Origin of the sequence: Streptomyces swartbergensis (genome assembly GCF_002148965.1) — a bacterium.
Classification (GTDB): domain Bacteria; phylum Actinomycetota; class Actinomycetes; order Streptomycetales; family Streptomycetaceae; genus Streptomyces; species Streptomyces swartbergensis.
The window spans coordinates 12,517-29,256 of sequence record NZ_NGFN01000059.1 but is presented as its reverse complement, the minus strand read 5'-3'; the positions used below and the strand labels follow the sequence as shown (position 1 = coordinate 29,256).

General features: G+C 70.0%; 17 protein-coding genes. 15 read left to right on the top strand and 2 right to left on the bottom strand.

Translation table 11 applies throughout. The features are described 5' to 3' along the window. Nucleotides 1-75: 75 nt before the first annotated feature. Nucleotides 76-1,134: a LacI family DNA-binding transcriptional regulator gene (locus tag CA983_RS12580; RefSeq protein ID WP_086600980.1), complete on the bottom strand. Its 1,059-nt coding sequence runs from the start codon at nucleotides 1,132-1,134 to the stop codon at nucleotides 76-78. A 46-nt stretch (nucleotides 1,135-1,180) separates the two neighbouring features. Between CA983_RS12580 and CA983_RS12575 the strand changes: the two genes are divergently transcribed. The 10 genes from CA983_RS12575 to tatC all read left to right on the top strand — a co-directional run bounded on the left by CA983_RS12575 (nucleotide 1,181) and on the right by tatC (nucleotide 9,812). Next, nucleotides 1,181-2,440: an MFS transporter gene (locus CA983_RS12575; protein WP_086600979.1), complete on the top strand. Its 1,260-nt coding sequence runs from the start codon at nucleotides 1,181-1,183 to the stop codon at nucleotides 2,438-2,440. Between the two features lie 9 nt (nucleotides 2,441-2,449). Continuing rightward, a complete protein-coding gene (pafA, locus tag CA983_RS12570) occupies nucleotides 2,450-3,811 on the top strand; it encodes a Pup--protein ligase (RefSeq protein ID WP_059419425.1) in 1,362 nt (453 codons plus the stop codon). Nucleotides 3,812-3,941: 130 nt separating this feature from the next. Further along, nucleotides 3,942-4,943 carry an FKBP-type peptidyl-prolyl cis-trans isomerase gene (locus tag CA983_RS12565; protein ID WP_086600978.1) on the top strand — a complete coding sequence of 334 codons (1,002 nt, stop codon included), beginning with the start codon at nucleotides 3,942-3,944 and terminating at the stop codon, nucleotides 4,941-4,943. Nucleotides 4,944-5,004: 61 nt separating this feature from the next. Continuing rightward, entirely contained in the window at nucleotides 5,005-5,376 is a 372-nt protein-coding gene (locus tag CA983_RS12560; RefSeq protein ID WP_030243994.1) for an FKBP-type peptidyl-prolyl cis-trans isomerase, read from the top strand. Between the two features lie 129 nt (nucleotides 5,377-5,505). Further along, nucleotides 5,506-6,483 carry a helix-turn-helix transcriptional regulator gene (locus CA983_RS12555; RefSeq protein ID WP_086600977.1) on the top strand — a complete coding sequence of 326 codons (978 nt, stop codon included), beginning with the start codon at nucleotides 5,506-5,508 and terminating at the stop codon, nucleotides 6,481-6,483. 16 nt (nucleotides 6,484-6,499) lie between these two features. Beyond that, a complete protein-coding gene (locus CA983_RS12550) occupies nucleotides 6,500-7,570 on the top strand; it encodes a helix-turn-helix transcriptional regulator (protein ID WP_086600976.1) in 1,071 nt (356 codons plus the stop codon). 163 nt (nucleotides 7,571-7,733) lie between these two features. Beyond that, complete coding sequence (locus tag CA983_RS12545; RefSeq protein WP_086600975.1) at nucleotides 7,734-8,027, top strand: CpXC domain-containing protein; 294 nt, start codon at nucleotides 7,734-7,736, stop codon at nucleotides 8,025-8,027. A 45-nt stretch (nucleotides 8,028-8,072) separates the two neighbouring features. Next, a complete protein-coding gene (locus CA983_RS12540) occupies nucleotides 8,073-8,267 on the top strand; it encodes a hypothetical protein (RefSeq protein ID WP_086600974.1) in 195 nt (64 codons plus the stop codon). 259 nt (nucleotides 8,268-8,526) lie between these two features. Then, on the top strand, nucleotides 8,527-8,811 hold the full coding sequence (tatA, locus tag CA983_RS12535; protein WP_059419437.1) for a Sec-independent protein translocase subunit TatA: 285 nt from the start codon (nucleotides 8,527-8,529) through the stop codon (nucleotides 8,809-8,811). A gap of 47 nt (nucleotides 8,812-8,858) precedes the next feature. Next, nucleotides 8,859-9,812: a twin-arginine translocase subunit TatC gene (tatC, locus tag CA983_RS12530; protein WP_086600973.1), complete on the top strand. Its 954-nt coding sequence runs from the start codon at nucleotides 8,859-8,861 to the stop codon at nucleotides 9,810-9,812. Between the two features lie 100 nt (nucleotides 9,813-9,912). On the opposite strand, the gene CA983_RS12525 is transcribed toward tatC, so the two are convergent. Then, a complete protein-coding gene (locus tag CA983_RS12525; RefSeq protein WP_086600972.1) occupies nucleotides 9,913-10,302 on the bottom strand; it encodes a hypothetical protein in 390 nt (129 codons plus the stop codon). 121 nt (nucleotides 10,303-10,423) lie between these two features. On the opposite strand from CA983_RS12525, the gene CA983_RS12520 reads away from it, so the two are divergent. From CA983_RS12520 to CA983_RS12500, 5 genes are all read left to right on the top strand, one after another. Beyond that, nucleotides 10,424-13,270: a DEAD/DEAH box helicase gene (locus CA983_RS12520; RefSeq protein ID WP_086600971.1), complete on the top strand. Its 2,847-nt coding sequence runs from the start codon at nucleotides 10,424-10,426 to the stop codon at nucleotides 13,268-13,270. Nucleotides 13,271-13,665: 395 nt separating this feature from the next. Beyond that, complete coding sequence (locus CA983_RS12515) at nucleotides 13,666-15,309, top strand: sensor histidine kinase (RefSeq protein WP_086600970.1); 1,644 nt, start codon at nucleotides 13,666-13,668, stop codon at nucleotides 15,307-15,309. Then, a complete protein-coding gene (locus CA983_RS12510; protein WP_086600969.1) occupies nucleotides 15,306-15,713 on the top strand; it encodes a roadblock/LC7 domain-containing protein in 408 nt (135 codons plus the stop codon). The genes CA983_RS12515 and CA983_RS12510 overlap by 4 nt, the downstream gene beginning before the upstream one ends. After that, on the top strand, nucleotides 15,710-16,108 hold the full coding sequence (locus CA983_RS12505; protein ID WP_086600968.1) for a DUF742 domain-containing protein: 399 nt from the start codon (nucleotides 15,710-15,712) through the stop codon (nucleotides 16,106-16,108). The genes CA983_RS12510 and CA983_RS12505 overlap by 4 nt, the downstream gene beginning before the upstream one ends. Next, nucleotides 16,089-16,709, top strand: a complete 621-nt coding sequence (locus CA983_RS12500; protein ID WP_086600967.1) for a GTP-binding protein — start codon at nucleotides 16,089-16,091, stop codon at nucleotides 16,707-16,709. Before CA983_RS12505 ends, CA983_RS12500 begins: the two co-directional genes overlap by 20 nt. Nucleotides 16,710-16,740 lie beyond the last annotated feature (31 nt).

The following is a 16,740-nucleotide window of genomic DNA, read 5'->3' as shown; positions in this document are numbered from 1 at the left end:
CCCCGCCCCGGCAGCCGTCGGCGACACCCCGCTCCGCCGGGTTGCGGCCCACCGGCCCCGGCAGCAGCGCCGCGCCTACGGCAAGCCTGGTGGTGCCGTAGAGCCCCGTACCACCAGCCGTACCGGGATGTCCCCGCTCTCGGGCTCACGGCCCTCCAGGACGGCCAGCAGCGCCCGCATGCCCCGTTCGCCGAACAGCTCGGCGTCCAGGCGGACCGTCGTTAGTTCAGGGTCGATCGCCGTGGCGAGGGCCAGATCGTCCAGGCCGGTGACCGACAGGTCGTCCGGCACGCGCAGGCCCAGGCGGCGGGCAGCCTTGTACGTGCCGGCGGCCAACTGGTCGTCGTCGCAGATCACGGCCGTGGGGCGGGGGCCGGGCTGCGAGAGGGCGGTCTCGGCCGCGGTCACCGCGCCCTCGATGGAGATCGGTGAGCGGGCCGTGCGGACGGACGTACCGGGCACCTCGGCCAGGCGAGCCGCCAGCTCCCGGGCGCGTACCTCGAAGGTCCAGGACGGTACGTCCGCCGCGAGGTGGAGGAACCGTCGGTGGCCGAGGGACAGCAGGTGTTCCGCGGCCTGGCGGACACCGTCGGCGATGTCCAGGTTCACCGTCGCCGCCCCCAGGCTTCCTGAAGGGTCGCTGTCCAGCATCACCAGGGGCAGCGCCTCGCCGCGGATCGCGGTCAGCGCGTCCGCGGCCATCGAGGAGGCGATGACGCCGTCCAGAGCGGCCTGGGCGGAGGCGAACGGGTCCGGGGCCGGGCCGATGCCCTCGGGGGAGGGGTAGAGGACCACCCCGAAGCCGTGTTCGGCGGCGACACGGGTGGCGCCTGTGTAGACGCCGGCGAAGAACTCCGTGGTCAGGGCCGGGACCACCAGGAGGACCGTGCGGGTGCGGCCCAGACGCAGGTTGCGGGCGGCCAGGTTCGGGCGGTAGCCCAGGTCGCGGGCGGCCTCGCGGACCCGCTGCGCCGTCGCCTCCGAGACCCGCCCGCGCCACTTGTCCCCGAGGACCAAGGAGACCGCCGCCTGGGAGACGCCGGCGGCCTGGGCGACGTCCCGGCTCGTGGGTCGGGTGCTGCCTCGTGCCACCGTCGGGCTGCTCCTTCGTCTGGACTCGTGAACAGCGGCCATGGTACGTATGGAACTCGACGTTATACGTAAAACCTAGGGCGGGGACATGGCCACGGGATACCTGGAGATCCTTCGGGCGCGACACGCCGCCCGGCTGCTCGTCGGCACGCTCGTCGGCCGGCTGCCCAATGCCACGGCGGCCATCGCGATCCTGCTGTTCGTGCGGGCCGAAGGCGGTTCGTACAGCCTCGCGGGGGCGCTGGTGGGCGTGTACGGCGTCGCCAACGCCGTGGGGCAGCCGGTGCTGGGCCGGCTCGTGGACCTGCGCGGGCAGCCGAGTGTGCAGCTGCCGGCGGCCGTCCTGTCCGGGCTCGCCATGGCCGTCTTCGCCTTCGGAGGGATCGGGTCGCTGCCCCTCGCGTACGCCGCCGTCGCGGCCGCCGGACTTTTCACGCCGCCCCTCGAAGGCGGGCTGCGGGCTCTGTGGTCGTCCGTCCTCCGCAAGGAGGAACACGTGCACACCGCGTACGCCATGGACGCCGTGGCCCAGGAGGTGATGTTCACCGTCGGGCCGCTGCTCGTGACGCTGTGCGTGTCCCTGTGGTCCGCCCAGGCCGCGCTGCTCGTGCTGAACGTGGTCGGGGTGCTGGGGGCGCTGTCCGTCGTGGTGTCGCCGCCCTCGCGCGCGTGGCGGTCGGCGCCGCGCGAGGCGCACTGGCTGGGCGCGCTGCGCTCGGCGGGGCTGCTGGCGCTGCTGGCCGCGTTCCTGTTCATAGGGATGGCGCTCGGGTCCATCACGGTCGCCTCGGTGCCCTACGCGGACGACCACGGCGGTGACGTCGTGTACGGCTGGCTGATGGCGGCTCTGGGGTTCGGGGCACTGGTCGGCGGCTCCGTCTACGGGGCCCGGCAGTGGGCCGGTGAGCCCGCGCGGCGACTGCGGGTGCTGGTGGCCCTTCTGGTGGTGTGTTACCTGCCGCTGATGCTCATGCCGGACGCGGTGCCCATGGTGGCGCTGACCGCGCTGGCCGGGGTCTTCCTCGCACCCGCCATCGCCTGCGCGTTCGTCCTGGTCGACCGGCACGCGCCGCGCGGCACGGTCACCGAGGCGTTCTCCTGGCTGGTGACGACGTTCACCGTGGGCCACTCGGTCGGAGCGGGCGTCGCGGGGCCCGTCGTGGAGGAGGGCGGGACCCTGTGGGGCTTCGCCCTACCGGGTGTCGCGGGTGGCGTGTCCCTGCTGGTTTTGACCGCCACGGGGCGGGTACTCGCAGCTCCCGGTGGGGGAGCGGTGGTTGCCGCCGGTTCGGAAAATGATCCAAACCGTGCCCTCGAACCCCGTTTCAGTTCAGGGGATCGGGCGTAATGTTCCCTCATGGACCGCCGCATTTTCGGGCTGGAGAACGAGTACGGCGTCACGTGCACGTTCAGGGGACAGCGCCGCCTGTCTCCTGACGAGGTGGCGCGGTACCTCTTCCGCCGTGTCGTGTCATGGGGCCGCAGCAGCAATGTCTTTCTGCGAAACGGCGCCCGCCTCTATCTCGACGTGGGTTCACATCCGGAATACGCCACACCCGAATGTGACAACGTGACCGAACTGGTCACCCACGACAAAGCGGGCGAGCGCATTCTCGAAGGACTCCTGGTGGACGCCGAACGACGCCTGCACGAGGAGGGAATCGCGGGCGACGTCTACCTCTTCAAGAACAACACCGATTCGGCGGGCAACTCCTACGGCTGCCACGAGAACTATCTGGTCGCCCGGCACGGGGAGTTCTCCCGGCTCGCGGACATTCTGATTCCGTTCCTGGTCACACGGCAGTTGCTGTGCGGCGCGGGCAAGGTGCTCCAGACGCCGCGCGGTGCGGTGTACTGCGTCAGCCAGCGGGCCGAGCACATCTGGGAGGGCGTCTCCTCGGCGACGACCCGTTCCCGGCCGATCATCAACACGCGTGACGAGCCGCACGCGGACGCCGAGCGCTACCGCCGCCTGCACGTCATCGTGGGCGACTCCAACATGTCCGAGACGACCATGCTGCTCAAGGTCGGCGCCACCGACCTGGTGCTGCGCATGATCGAGGCGGGCACGGTGATGCGGGACCTCACCCTGGAGAACCCGATCCGGGCGATCCGCGAGGTCAGCCACGACATCACCGGCCGCCGCAAGGTCCGCCTGGCCAGCGGACGCGAGGCCTCCGCCCTGGAGGTGCAGCGCGAGTACTACGAGAAGGCCCTGGACTTCTGCGACCGCCGCGGCATCCGCACCGGCACCGTGGAGCAGGTCCTGGAGCTGTGGGGCCGCACGCTGGACGCGATCGAGAGCGAGGACCTCGACCGCATCGGCACCGAGATCGACTGGGTCATGAAGTACAAGCTCCTCGAGCGGTACCGGGCCAAGCACAACATGACCATGTCGCATCCGCGTGTAGCGCAGATAGACCTCGCCTACCACGACATCCACCGCCGTCGTGGCCTGTACTACCTGCTCGAGAAGAAGGGTCAGGCAGCGCGCATCTGCAACGACTTGAAGATCTTCGAGGGCAAGTCCGTACCGCCGCAGACCACTAGGGCCCGGCTGCGCGGCGACTTCATCCGGCGCGCGCAGGAACAGCGCCGTGACTTCACGGTCGACTGGGTTCACCTCAAGCTCAACGACCAGGCCCAGCGCACCGTGTTGTGCAAGGACCCGTTCCGTTCCGTGGACGACCGGGTGGAGAAGCTGATCGCCGGAATGTGAGGGAATGCGCCGGCGGGGATATCGCCGGAACGCCACACGGGCGCCGTACGTTACAAGTGCGGCGCCCTGCTCACGCCGTAGAGTTGCGCGCACGCCATCAACGAGATCGACCGATTACGAGGCCCCCACAGTGCGCCGACGCTCACTTCTCATCTCCGTGCCCGCTGGACTTGCCACGCTCGCCGCATGCGGCGACGACAAGTCCGACTCGAGCAAGGCCAGCGACAGCCCGTCGCCCTCGGCGTCGGCCCCGTCCGCCGCCCCGCCGCCGAAGATCGTCGACGGTCCGCTGCCGGCGGTCACCGCGGGCACGAAGTTCGACGAGAAGCCGACGATCGCCAAGGGCAGCGGAGAGCCGTCGAAGCAGCTCGCGGTGAAGACCCTGGTCGCGGGCAGCGGCAAGGCCATCGCGGAGAACGACTTCGTCGTCGCGAACTACCTGGGCCAGGTCTGGAACACCGCCAAGGTCTTCGACAACTCCTACGACCGCAAGGCCCGCCTGGCCATCCAGCTCGCCCAGGGCCAGATCATCGACGGCTGGCGGTACGCGCTGGCCGGCAAGAAGGCCGGCAGCCGCGTCGAGATGGCTGTCCCGCCCGCCTGGGGCTACGGCTCGCAGGGCAACCCGCAGGCGGGCATCAAGGGCACCGACACCCTGGTCTTCGTCGTCGACGTGCAGGACACGTTCAACGCCAAGAGCTCCGCCAAGGGCAAGGAGGTCCCGCAGGACAACGCGGACCTGCCCAAGGTCGGGACCAACACCGACGGCAAGGCGCCCTCCATCGAGGTGCCCAAGTCGGCCGCGCCGAAGAAGCTCGTCGCGGAGTACGTCCTGGAGGGCGACGGCGAGGAGGTCGCCGCCGACAACAGCGTCCTCGTGCAGTACAAGGGCGTGCTGTGGGACGGCGGCAAGGAGTTCGACTCGTCGTACGCCAACAAGCAGCTGGTGTCGTTCTCGCTCCAGCAGGTCGTCAAGGGCTGGGCGCAGGGCCTGACCGGCAAGAAGGTCGGCAGCCGCGTCCTCATCGTCGTCCCGCCGGAGCTGGGCTACGGGGACAAGCCGCAGCCTGGCAGCGGCATCAAGAAGGACTCCACGATGGTCTTCTCGGTGGACATCCTCGCGAAGCTGTGACGCGCGCGGGATGTAAGACTGTGCGTGTTCGCCTTTCCGCAGACAAGCAGGAGCTAGAGACGTGAGCATCGACAAGCCCGAGATCGACTTCCCGGGCGGCGAGCCCCCGGCGGACCTCGAGATCAAGGACATCTGGGAAGGCGACGGCCCGGTCGCGCAGGCGGGCCAGACCGTCACCGTGCACTACGTCGGTGTCTCCTTCAGCACCGGCGAGGAGTTCGACGCCAGCTGGAACCGCGGCACCCCCTTCCGCTTCCCGCTGGGCGGCGGCCGGGTCATCAAGGGCTGGGACCAGGGCGTGCAGGGCATGAAGGTCGGCGGCCGCCGCCAGCTGACCATCCCCGCCCACCTCGCCTACGGCAACCAGAGCCCGACCCCGGCGATCAAGCCCGGCGAGACGCTGATCTTCGTGGTCGACCTGCTCGGAGTCTGAGCAAGATCCGAACAGACTCGATCACGTGGGGCCCATGCCTGTTCGGGCATGGGCCCTCGGCTTTTGCCGGGCCACCGTGTGGCGGTACGGTCATCGCTCGTAAGCACCATAGGGAGGCGAAGCGCTTCGATGGCCATTGCCAAGGCCGAGCGTCTGATGAACCTGGCGCTGTGTCTGCTCGGGACGCGGCGGCCGCTCAGCAAGCGTGAGCTGCGCGACTCCATCGAGGCCTACGTCGAGGCCTTCGGGCCGGGCAACGGCGCCGGCGGCAACGACGACTCCTTCAACCGCATGTTCGAGCGCGACAAGGACGACCTGCGCGAACTCGGACTGGTCATCGAGACCGTCGAGAGCCTCGACGGCGAGGTCGGCTATCTGGCCCGCCGCGACAGCAACCGCCTCCCGCCCATCACCCTGGACGCCGAGGAGGCCGCCGCACTCGGGCTCGCCGCCAAGGTGTGGCAGCAGGCCCGGCTCGCCGGTGCCGCCAGCGGCGCCCTCCAGAAGCTGCGCGCGGCGGGCCTCCCCGAGGACGTCGACCCGTACGGGTCGCACGGCGCCCTGGAGCCGCGCATCCCCGTGCACGAGGCGGCGTTCGAACCGCTGATGCTCGCCTGCCGGGACCGCAGGCCCGTCGTGTTCGACTACCGCAAGGCCACCGCCGCCCACCCCGAGCAGCGGCATGTGGAGCCGTGGGCGCTGGAGTGCTGGAGGGGCCACTGGTACCTCGCGGGCTGGGACCGCGACCGAGGCGCCGAGCGGGTCTTCCGGCTGTCCCGGATCACCGGCAAGGTCCGCTCGCGCGGCGGCCGGTACACCGCTGACGTGCCGGACGTCGTCACCGTCCGTGAGACCGTCGCGAGCTGGGCCGGGGAGATCACCGACCGCTCGGCGCGGATCCGGCTGCGCTCGGACGCGGGGTACCCCCTTCGGGCGAAGGCCACCTCCGTACGGGAACTCGGTGACGGCTGGGACGAGTTGGAGATTCCGTACGGCCACGGGCTGGACGCCTGGCTGGTGGAGTTCGGGCCGGACGTGGTCGTCCTGGAGCCCGCGGAGCTGCGGGCCGACGTGGTGGACCGGCTACGGGCCGTGGCCAAGGGCTGAGGGGGAGCGGACGACAGTGGCAGGCAAACCGGTCAGGCCCGTGAACGCCATCGACCAGACCAGACGCATGCTCTCCCTGGTGACGTATCTGAGGGAGCGCCCCGGAGCCCGGGTCGAGGACGTCGCGCGCGCCTTCGGCATCACCGAGGACGAGCTGGTCTCCGACCTCGACGTGCTGCCCATGTGCGGCACCAGCTTCCGCGGCGGCGACCTGCTCGACATCGACACCGACGGCGAGCGCATCTGGTGGCACAACCCGGCCGCCCTGGCGGCGGAGGCGGCCGAGCCGCTCAGGCTCGCCGCCGACGAGGCCACCGCCCTGCTCGTCGCCGCCCGGGCCGTGGCCACGCTGCCCGGCCTGCGTGAGAGCGACCGGCAGGCACTGCTGCGGGCGACGGCCAAGGTGGAGGCCGCGGCCGGCGAGGCGGCGGGCGCCAGCTCGCGGCTGTCGGTGACCTTCGAGTCCGAGGGCGGGGTCTTCGCGGACGTCGACCGGGCGATCGCCGAGCGTCGCCGGCTGTGGATCCGCTACTACTCGCCCGCGCGCGACGAGGTCACCGAGCGGGAGATCGACCCGATCCGCCTGGTCAGCGTCGGGCACACGTACGTCGAGGCCTGGTGCCGTCGCTCGGAGGCGCGCCGCACCTTCCGGCTGGACCGGGTCGCCGAGATCAAGATCCTCGACGAGCCGTCGGCACCGCCGGAGATCGAGCTGCGGGACCTGTCCGAGGCGCTGGTGCAGCCCGCGGCCGAGGACCCGGAGGTCGTGGTCGAGGTCGGGCCCGGCGGCCGCTGGGTCGCCGAGTACTACCCGCACGACAGTGCGGATGAGCTCCCGGACGGCGGGCTGCGTATCACTCTGCGGACCCCCGAGCCGGCGTCGCTGCGGCGCTTGGCGCTGCGGCTCGGGCGCGACGGCCGGATCGTGTCGCCGTCCGAGCTGGCGGACAGCGCCCGGAAGGCCGCCCGCGAGGCGCTGGCGGCGTACGACGGGATCGAGGCGCTGGCGGCGGCCGACGTGGTGGAGGCGGCCGAGGCGCGCGGACCGCAGGCGGTGGCGGACGGGCCGGACGGCAGGGGCGCGTGAACCGCGGGTGCCCAGGGCGCCGACGGCCGGTTGCCAGGGCCGTCCTCCGGCACCGCCGTGGTGCCGGGGCGCGGAGCTGGTCGACGCCGGTGGCGAGCCGGCCCGCTCCGGCCCCACCCGGGTGCCCCGAAGGCGAACGACCCGAGAAAGAGGAGCCAGGGCTGTGAGCGAGTCGGTGACGTCCGGTGCGATGGGCATGACGGTGGAGTCCGCGTTCGCCGGGATGACAAGCGTGAGCCCGGTGGTGTTCCGGGCGGGCTGCCCGGACTGCCGGGGGCGCTTCGAACTCACCGCGGGCGCCCTGCGCCTCGCCATCGGCGCCACGAGCCGCACCACCTTCTACTCCTTCACCTGCCCGGAGTGCGGTGCGTCCGTCCGCAAGCCCGCGGGGGAGCGGATCGTGGAGCTGCTCACCGGCGGCGGGGTGCGGACCCTGCGGCTGCACTCGACCCTGTAGAGGGTCTGGACATTCGGCGTTCCGGAAGGGTCTAGGCTCGGCGTCATGTTCTGGCCGATGTTCGCGATTGCCGTGGGATTCGTGGGTCTCGCCGTGCTCGGGGTGCTCGCCGTGCGGGTCTTCGTCGAGGCACAGCGCCTGGGCAGCCAGGTCACGGACTCGGCGCGCCGTATCAACCGTGCCGCGGAGGACCTGGAGCGGGCGGCGGAGAGCGCGGCCCGGTCCATGGACGCCCTGTGAGCTGTCCGGCGGGCGGCGGTGAGTCGGGCTTTGGGACACTTCGCCCTGTCACCTCGGCGGTTCGGACAGGTACGCTGCTGGTCGCGGCCCGGTTAACGAGGCACTGGCCGCGGACGGGAGTACGCACAGGGGATGCAGAGGGATTGCCCCACGTTTACCCCTGAGCGTTACGATCGCTGTCGACACGATCGTTCGGACACATGTCCGACCGGTCGGACAGCACCCCACCACAGCCGCCTCGGTGAGAAGGTAAAGACTTATGTTCGGAAGGCTCGGAGCCCCCGAGATCATTCTCATCCTCGTCGTCATCATCCTGCTGTTCGGCGCGAAGAAGCTTCCGGACATGGCTCGGTCGCTCGGCAAGTCGGCCCGCATCCTCAAGAGCGAGGCCAAGGCGATGAAGGACGAGAACAAGTCGTCCACGACCCCGGCCGGCCCGCCCAACAACGACGAGCAGCCCTCGCAGCGCACCATCCAGGCCGCCCCCGGTGACGTGACCAGCTCGCGGCCGGTCAACGAGCCGACGGACACGACCAAGCGCTGACGCAGGGCCGGTGACCTCCGGCCCGCCGCACGAGATGGGAACGTGGGTTGCTGAAGTCTGCCCGCAACAAGGAGAAGGATCCCGAGGGGCGGATGCCCCTCGCGGAGCACCTCCGCGAGCTCCGCAACCGGCTCGTGAAGAGCCTGCTGGCGATCGTTGTCACGACGCTCGTCGCCGCCTTCTTCTACAAGGACATCATCCAGTTCTTCACGAATCCCATCCTTGACGCGGTGGGATGTCAGTACAGCTTCGCCGAACTGGCGAAGGGCACCGAGGAAACCCAGTGTGCGCGGATCGTCCAGAACGGTCTGCTGAGCCCGTTCACCCTCGCTCTCACGGTCTCGCTGTCCTCGGGTGTGGCCCTCGCGGCTCCGGTGTGGCTGTACCAGTTGTGGGCCTTCGTGGCGCCAGGCCTGCACCGGCACGAAAAGAAGTACTCCCTGGCCTTCGTGGCCGCGGGATTCCCACTGTTCCTCACGGGGGCGTACTTCGCCTACTGGTCGCTGCCCAAGATGGCGTCCGTGATGCTCGAGTTCTCGATCATCGGCAGCGACAACCAGCTTCCCCTCGATGATCTCCTGCAGCTGGTCATGCGGATGATCATCGTCTTCGGCCTCTCCTTCGAGCTGCCGTTGCTGCTGGTCATGCTGAACTTCGGCGGCGTCCTCTCCGGCAAGAAGATCGCCGGCTGGTGGCGTGGCATGATCATGGGCATCACGGTGTTCGCCGCGATCGCCACCCCCAGCACCGACCCGATCTCCATGCTTGCTCTGGCGGGTCCCATCTGGGTTCTCTACTTCGCCGCGAGCGTGATCGCCCTCGCGAACGACAGGCGACGTGCACGTCGCGACGCGGCGGGGCCGGCCGACGACGAGGCCTCGGAGCTCGACCTCACCCCGGAAGCCATCGGTGAGGTCGAAGCCGTGACGACTGCACCGGCCCTGCCGAAGCAGGCGGACACCGCCCGAGATCGTGTGAACGGCTACGACGACGTCACATAGGTCTCGACGCCTGGCTTCCCATTGATCAGTATGAAGCGGTAACGAGGAGGTGCCCCCACCCGGGCAGGGCGGGGGCACCTTTCATGCACGTGCGCTCGGGTCAGTCACCCGTTCCCGGCGGGCACTTGCTCACGTCGTGAAACGTGCTGGACCTCGGCTTCGAAGCGTACTTGTGGTTTTCCTTGTCCTTGCCTGCCACCCACATGCAGGCGATGGCGCCGCTGTCGGTCGTCCACTGCAGGCCCTTGCTGGAGCCGCACGTGTTGCTGGCGTAGACGGTCCAGGAGATGGTGCCGTCTCCCCAGGACCAGTTGAAGCAGGGCGTGCTCCCACGGTGTACGGCGTCAGCGGCGGCTGCGGCCGGCGCAGTGCCGACGAACCCCACCAGGACTGCGGTCGTGCCCGCGAGCGCACCGAGACGTTGTGCGATCTTCGTGTTCCCCCTCATCCGGGTCAGATGACTCTTGTGGTCGGACGTGCGCTCGGCCACCGATGTGGGTCAGGATGATCACCGAACGAGCGCGTGTGCACATTAGTTTGAATCTGTTGGGCACAGTAAGCGCTTTCTGGTCACTTCTGCGCGGCTTACTGCGTGCTCAGTGATCCGGATAATGATCGTCCTGTTGTCAGTGCGGCCCGGTACGCTCGAAAGCACGATGACAGAGGATCTCTCACCGGCCGAGCGGTACGCGGCAGCACGTAAGCGCGCTGCCGAGCAGGCCACCGCGCTCGCCTCCTTCCGCGAGATGTACGACTTCGGCCTCGACCCCTTCCAGATCGAGGCCTGCCAGGCGCTCGAGGCGGGGAAGGGCGTGCTGGTCGCCGCGCCCACCGGCTCCGGCAAGACGATCGTCGGCGAGTTCGCCGTCCACCTCGCCCTCCAGCAGGGCAAGAAGTGCTTCTACACGACGCCCATCAAGGCGCTGTCGAACCAGAAGTACGCCGACCTGTGCCGCCGCTACGGCACGGACAGGGTGGGCCTGCTCACCGGCGACAACAGCGTCAACTCCAGCGCCCCGGTGGTCGTGATGACCACCGAGGTGCTGCGGAACATGCTGTACGCCGGTTCGCAGACGCTCCTGGGCCTCGGCTACGTGGTCATGGACGAGGTGCACTACCTCTCCGACCGCTTCCGGGGCGCCGTATGGGAAGAGGTGATCATCCACCTCCCCGAGTCGGTCACGCTCGTCTCGCTCTCGGCGACCGTGTCGAACGCCGAGGAGTTCGGCGACTGGCTCGACACGGTCCGCGGCGACACCGAGGTGATCGTCTCCGAGCACCGGCCCGTGCCGCTGTTCCAGCACGTGCTGGCCGGGCGGCGGATGTACGACCTGTTCGAGGAGGGCGAGGGCCACAAGAAGGCCGTCAACCCCGACCTCACGCGCATGGCGCGCATGGAGGCGACCCGGCCGTCGTTCCAGGACCGCCGACGCGGCCGGCTGCGCGAGGCCGACCGCGAGCGGGAGCGCAGGCAGCGCTCCCGGGTGTGGACGCCGAGCCGGCCCGAGGTCATCGAGCGGCTCGACGCCGAGGGGCTGCTGCCCGCCATCACCTTCATCTTCAGCCGCGCCGCCTGCGAGGCCGCCGTCCAGCAGTGCCTGTACGCGGGCCTCAGGCTCAACGACGAGGAGGCGCGCCACCGGGTACGCGCGCTCGTCGAGGAGCGCACGGCGTCCATCCCGCACGAGGACCTGCACGTCCTCGGCTACTACGAGTGGCTGGAGGGCCTGGAGCGGGGCATCGCCGCCCACCACGCGGGCATGCTGCCGACCTTCAAGGAGGTCGTCGAGGAGCTGTTCGTGCGCGGGCTGGTCAAGGCCGTGTTCGCGACCGAGACCCTCGCCCTCGGCATCAACATGCCCGCCCGTTCGGTGGTGCTGGAGAAGCTCGTCAAGTGGAACGGCGAGCAGCACGCGGACATCACCCCGGGCGAGTTCACGCAGCTGACCGGCCGGGCCGGACGACGCGGCATCGACGTCGAGGGCCACGCCGTCGTGCTCTGGCAGCGCGGCATGAACCCCGAGCACCTCGCGGGCCTGGCCGGCACGCGCACGTACCCGCTGCGCTCCAGCTTCAAGCCGTCGTACAACATGGCGGTCAACCTCGTCGAACAGTTCGGCCGGCACCGCTCGCGCGAGCTGCTGGAGACGTCCTTCGCGCAGTTCCAGGCGGACAAGTCGGTCGTCGGGATCTCCCGGCAGGTGCAGCGCAACGAGGAGGGGCTGGAGGGCTACAAGGCCTCCATGACCTGCCACCTCGGCGACTTCGAGGAGTACGCGCGGCTGCGCCGCGAACTGAAGGACCGGGAGAACGAGCTGGCCCGGCAGGGCGCGGCACAGCGGCGCGCGGAGGCCGCCGTCTCGCTGGAGAAGCTGAAGCCCGGTGACGTCATCCATGTGCCCACCGGCAAGTACGCGGGCCTGGCGCTGGTGCTGGACCCGGGCCTGCCCGCGGGCCGTTCCAACGGCCATCGCGGATTCGACCACCACGACGGGCCGCGCCCGCTGGTGCTGACCGCCGAGCGGCAGGTGAAGCGACTGGCGGCCATCGACTTCCCGGTGCCGGTCGAGCCGTTGGAGCGGATGCGGATCCCGAAGTCCTTCAACCCCCGTTCCCCGCAGTCCCGTCGGGACCTCGCGTCCGCGCTGCGCACCAAGGCCGGGCACATCTCGGCGGACCGGCACAACAAGCGGCGCTCCCAGGCGGCCGACGACCGCGAGATCGCCCGGCTGCGGACCGCTCTGCGCGCGCACCCCTGCCACGGGTGCAACGACCGTGAGGACCACGCCCGTTGGGCCGAGCGCTACCACCGGCTGCTGCGGGACACCTCGCAGCTGGAGCGGCGCATCGAGGGCCGTACGAACACGATCGCGCGGACGTTCGACCGCATCGTGGCGCTGCTGACCGAGATGGACTACCTGCGCGCAGACGAGGTCACCGAGCACGGCAAGCGGCTCGCGCGGCTGTACGGCGAGCTGGACCTGCTCGCCAGCGAGTGCCTGCGCGAGGGCGTCTGGGAGGGGCTCGGCCCGGCCGAACTGGCAGGGTGTGTCTCGGCGTTGGTGTACGAGGCGCGCGTCGGGGACGACGCGTTGGCGCCGAAGCTGCCGTCGGGGAAGGCGAAGGCCGCGCTGGGCGAGATGGTGCGGATCTGGGGGCGGCTGGACGCCCTGGAGGAGGAGTTCCGGATCACCCAGAGCGAGGGGGTCGGGCAGCGTGAGCCGGATCTCGGGTTCGCCTGGGCCGCGTACATGTGGGCCTCCGGCAAGGGGCTCGACGAGGTGCTGCGCGAGGCGGAGATGCCGGCGGGGGACTTCGTACGGTGGTGCAAGCAGGTCATCGACGTGCTGGGGCAGATCGCTGCGGCCGCTCCGCAAGGGTCTTCAGTGGTGAAGAACGCCCGTAAGGCCGTGGACTTGTTGCTGCGGGGAGTTGTCGCCTACTCGTCGGTGGGGTGATCGTTGCAGCGCGGGTGCCGGTGGTTCGTGGTTGCTCGCGCCCGCGCGGCGGGGCCACAAATCGACGCAGCCCCGCGCCCTTGGAGGGCGTTGTTCCGAAGCCTCTCATCCGTTGGGGTGAGGGGCTTTCGTATGCCTGTACGCCGTCACGCGTCGTATTCGAACGATGTCGCAGCGTGTAAAAGACTGAGCGTACTATCCCTTCGCGACCGGTTTCCGGCAGTTGCTGAATATGACACGGCGATGATCCGGTCGGACTAAGCTCGCCCGCAGCGCACCGGCTTGAGATGAATTCGTGCGCTTGTTCCCCAATGTGCGGAAGAGTCCTACAGCTTCATGACATACCCCCTTGCAAGTCCTTCCGAACCCCAGCCGACTCCTTTCAGAAGGCCCACATGGTGAGTGTTCAATCCCCTCCCGGCCGCGGTGAACGCCCCTACACGCGCGTGCTGCTGCTGCCGGCCATAGCGATGGCCGCGGCGACCGGAGCCGCTGTCGCCCTGGTGACGGCGCCGGCCCGGCTCGCCGTCGGCTGGTGCGGTGGCATCGCCACCGTGCTGGTGATCGCGACGGCGGCCGAGGCGGTGCGCCGCGGCCGTGCCCTGCGGAAGCAGCGGGGCGAGCACGCCCGTCACAGCGCGCATCTGGAACAGCGGATCGCCGCCCACGAGCACGAGTTGGTCCGCTTCTCGAGGGAGATCATCCCCGCGGCGCTCCAACTGCTGAGCACCGGAGAATCCCCCAGGGAGGTGATTCGCAAGCTCGGCCTGGCCAACCCCGAGTACCGCGACCTCCCCGCCCCGCAGGCCGAGACGCTGCTGACGGTGCTCAAGATCGTCGACCGCGAAGTGACCATGCGGGACGCCGCCGCGCGCTCCTTCGTCAGTGTCGCCCGCCGCGTCCAGGCGATCATCCACCAGCAGGCCGAGGAACTCCGGGAGATGGAGGAGGACCACGGCCGCAACCCCGAGGTCTTCGACGACCTGCTGCGCATCGACCACGGCAACGCCCTGATCGGCCGCCTCGCCGACTCCGTCTCCGTCCTCGGCGGCGGCCGCCCCGGACGGCAGTGGCCCGAGCCGGTGTCCCTGTACAGCACGCTGCGCGGCGCCATGTCCCGCATCCTGGAGTACCGGCGCATCCAGCTGTCCTCCATCGCCAAGGTCAGCGTCAAGGGCATCTACGTCGAGCCGGTCATCCACGCCGCCGCCGAGCTCCTCGACAACGCCACGCGCTACTCGCCGCCGCAGACGAAGGTGCACGTCACCGCCACCGAGGTGCAGACCGGCGTGTGCATCGAGATCGAGGACGGCGGTGTCAACCTCAACGAGGAGGCACGCGCCCGGATCGAGGGCATGCTGGAGGCCGCCAAGGCGGGCGTCGACCTGCAGGACATCGGCGAGCACCCGCGCCTCGGCCTCGCCGTCGTGGGCCGCCTGTGCACGGCGTACAACATGCAGGTCTCGCTGCGGGCCTCCGCGTACGGCGGCGTCCGCGCCATCCTCATCGTGCCCAGCCAGATGATCACCCACGAGCCCGGTGTCGGACTCGCCCACGGCATCGGCGCCACCGGCATCCCGATGACGGTCGGCATCCCCGAGGGCCCGAAGCGCGCGCCCAAGAGGCGACGCCCCACCAGCCCGAAGATCCCCGCCACGGTCTCCCTGGAGGACGACGACGTCCCCGAGGTCACCGAGTGGACGCCGAACGGCCTGCCGCAGCGCCGCAGCAGGGTGAAGATGCCGCTCGCCGAGCGACTCGCCCAGCAGGAGGCCAACGAGAAGGCCGACCGGGAGGCCGCCGAACGGGGCGAGTACAACCCCTGGGCGGCGGTGGCGGAGCCCGAGCCCAAGCCCCTGCGCGACATGAGCGCTCCCGACGCCCCCGGCAAGGGCCTCGAGGCCTTCTGGGAGGGGCTCAAGCAGGGTATCGAGCCCGGCACCCACCCGACCGACTTCATCCGGAACCCGACCAAGTACCTGCACCTGCTCAACGACCCGGCTCCCACCGAGGCCGACGACGAGGGGGACCTCAAGTGATCCAGCAGCGAGGCAACTTCGACTGGATGCTCAAGCAGCTCGCCGACGGCGTGCCGGGCATCGAGATGATCGTGGTGCTCTCGGCCGACGGTCTGCGCATCGCCCGCTACGGCGGCGAGCCCGACGCGGCCGACCGGGTCGCTGCGGCCTGCGCCGGCCTGCAGTCCCTCGCGGGCAGCGTCTGCCAGGAACTCACCGTCGGCGACGGCGAGATGAAGCTCGTCATGATCGAGATCGACCGCGGCTACTTCTACCTGATGAGCGCCGGAGCCAACGCCTTCCTCGCGGTGCTCTCCGACGTGCGGTGCGAACCCGGCCGGATGAGCGCGATGATGCGCGACCTGGTCGTCCGGATCGGCGGCCATCTCACCACTCCGCCCCGGCGGAACGGGCAGATCGTATGACTCCTCCGCAACGCCAACGGCGCGACCCCGCACCGGAACCGCCCCCGCCCCAGGAGGGCGAGGGGAAGGTCAGGAACCCCGAGCGGATGTACGTGGTGGCCGGCCCGGACGGTGAACGGGCCGAGCTCGACCTGGTGACGTTAATCGTGGCGCGTGCCACGGACCCGCCGCCCTCCGCCTCTCCCGAGCAGGCGGCGGTGCTCCGGCTCTGCGCCGCCCCCCTGTCCGTGGCCGAGCTGTCGGCCTACCTCCACCTGCCGTACAGCGCGATGGGCGTGCTGCTCACCGAGCTGCTGACGGCGGAACTGGTGCAGGCGCGCGCCCCGATCGTCCGCAAGCAACGCACCGACCGTTCCCTCCTCGAAGCGGTGATGAATGGACTTCAAAGGCTCTGACACCATCCCGGGCCCCCGGGCCGAGGACCAGTTGCCCCACACGGCACAGGCCGCGGCCAAGATCGTGATCGTGGGTGGCTTCGGCGTCGGCAAGACGACCATGGTCGGCTCCGTCAGCGAGATCACACCGCTGACCACCGAGGAGACCATGACGCAGGCCGGCATCGGTGTCGACGACAATTTCGGTTCCGCGACCAAGACCGCCACCACCGTGGCGATGGACTTCGGGCGGATCAGCATCACCGAGCAGCTCGTGCTGTACCTCTTCGGCACGCCCGGCCAGCAGCGCTTCTGGTTCCTGTGGAACGGCCTGTTCGAGGGCGCGCTCGGCGCGGTGGTGCTGATCGACACCCGTCGGCTGGAGGTCAGCTTCGACGTGATGGGGCGCCTGGAGGAGCGCGGCGTGCCGTTCGTGGTCGCCGTCAACTCCTTCCCCGACGCCCCCCGTTACGCCATCGAGGAGCTGCGCACGGCCCTCGACCTCACGCCGGACATCCCGATCATCGAGTGCGACGCGCGGCGGCGGGCCTCCAGCCGTGACGTCCTGATGACCCTCATGCGCTTCCTGCACTCGCTCGCCATGACGGGCTCGCGTCCCTGATCCCTTGTCAGCGCACGCCCCACCCTGCCCC

What these genes read in the sequence shown, in the direction of transcription:
- CA983_RS12580 (WP_086600980.1), bottom strand. Translation starts at nt 1,134, where the DNA reads ATGGCCGCTGTTCACGAGTCCAGACGAAGGAGCAGCCCGACGGTGGCA.
- CA983_RS12575 (WP_086600979.1), top strand. Translation starts at nt 1,181, where the DNA reads ATGGCCACGGGATACCTGGAGATCCTTCGGGCGCGACACGCCGCCCGG.
- pafA (WP_059419425.1), top strand. Translation starts at nt 2,450, where the DNA reads ATGGACCGCCGCATTTTCGGGCTGGAGAACGAGTACGGCGTCACGTGC.
- CA983_RS12555 (WP_086600977.1), top strand. Translation starts at nt 5,506, where the DNA reads ATGGCCATTGCCAAGGCCGAGCGTCTGATGAACCTGGCGCTGTGTCTG.
- CA983_RS12540 (WP_086600974.1), top strand. Translation starts at nt 8,073, where the DNA reads ATGTTCTGGCCGATGTTCGCGATTGCCGTGGGATTCGTGGGTCTCGCC.
- tatA (WP_059419437.1), top strand. Translation starts at nt 8,527, where the DNA reads ATGTTCGGAAGGCTCGGAGCCCCCGAGATCATTCTCATCCTCGTCGTC.
- CA983_RS12520 (WP_086600971.1), top strand. Translation starts at nt 10,424, where the DNA reads ATGATCGTCCTGTTGTCAGTGCGGCCCGGTACGCTCGAAAGCACGATG.
- CA983_RS12515 (WP_086600970.1), top strand. Translation starts at nt 13,666, where the DNA reads ATGGTGAGTGTTCAATCCCCTCCCGGCCGCGGTGAACGCCCCTACACG.
- CA983_RS12505 (WP_086600968.1), top strand. Translation starts at nt 15,710, where the DNA reads ATGACTCCTCCGCAACGCCAACGGCGCGACCCCGCACCGGAACCGCCC.
- CA983_RS12500 (WP_086600967.1), top strand. Translation starts at nt 16,089, where the DNA reads ATGGACTTCAAAGGCTCTGACACCATCCCGGGCCCCCGGGCCGAGGAC.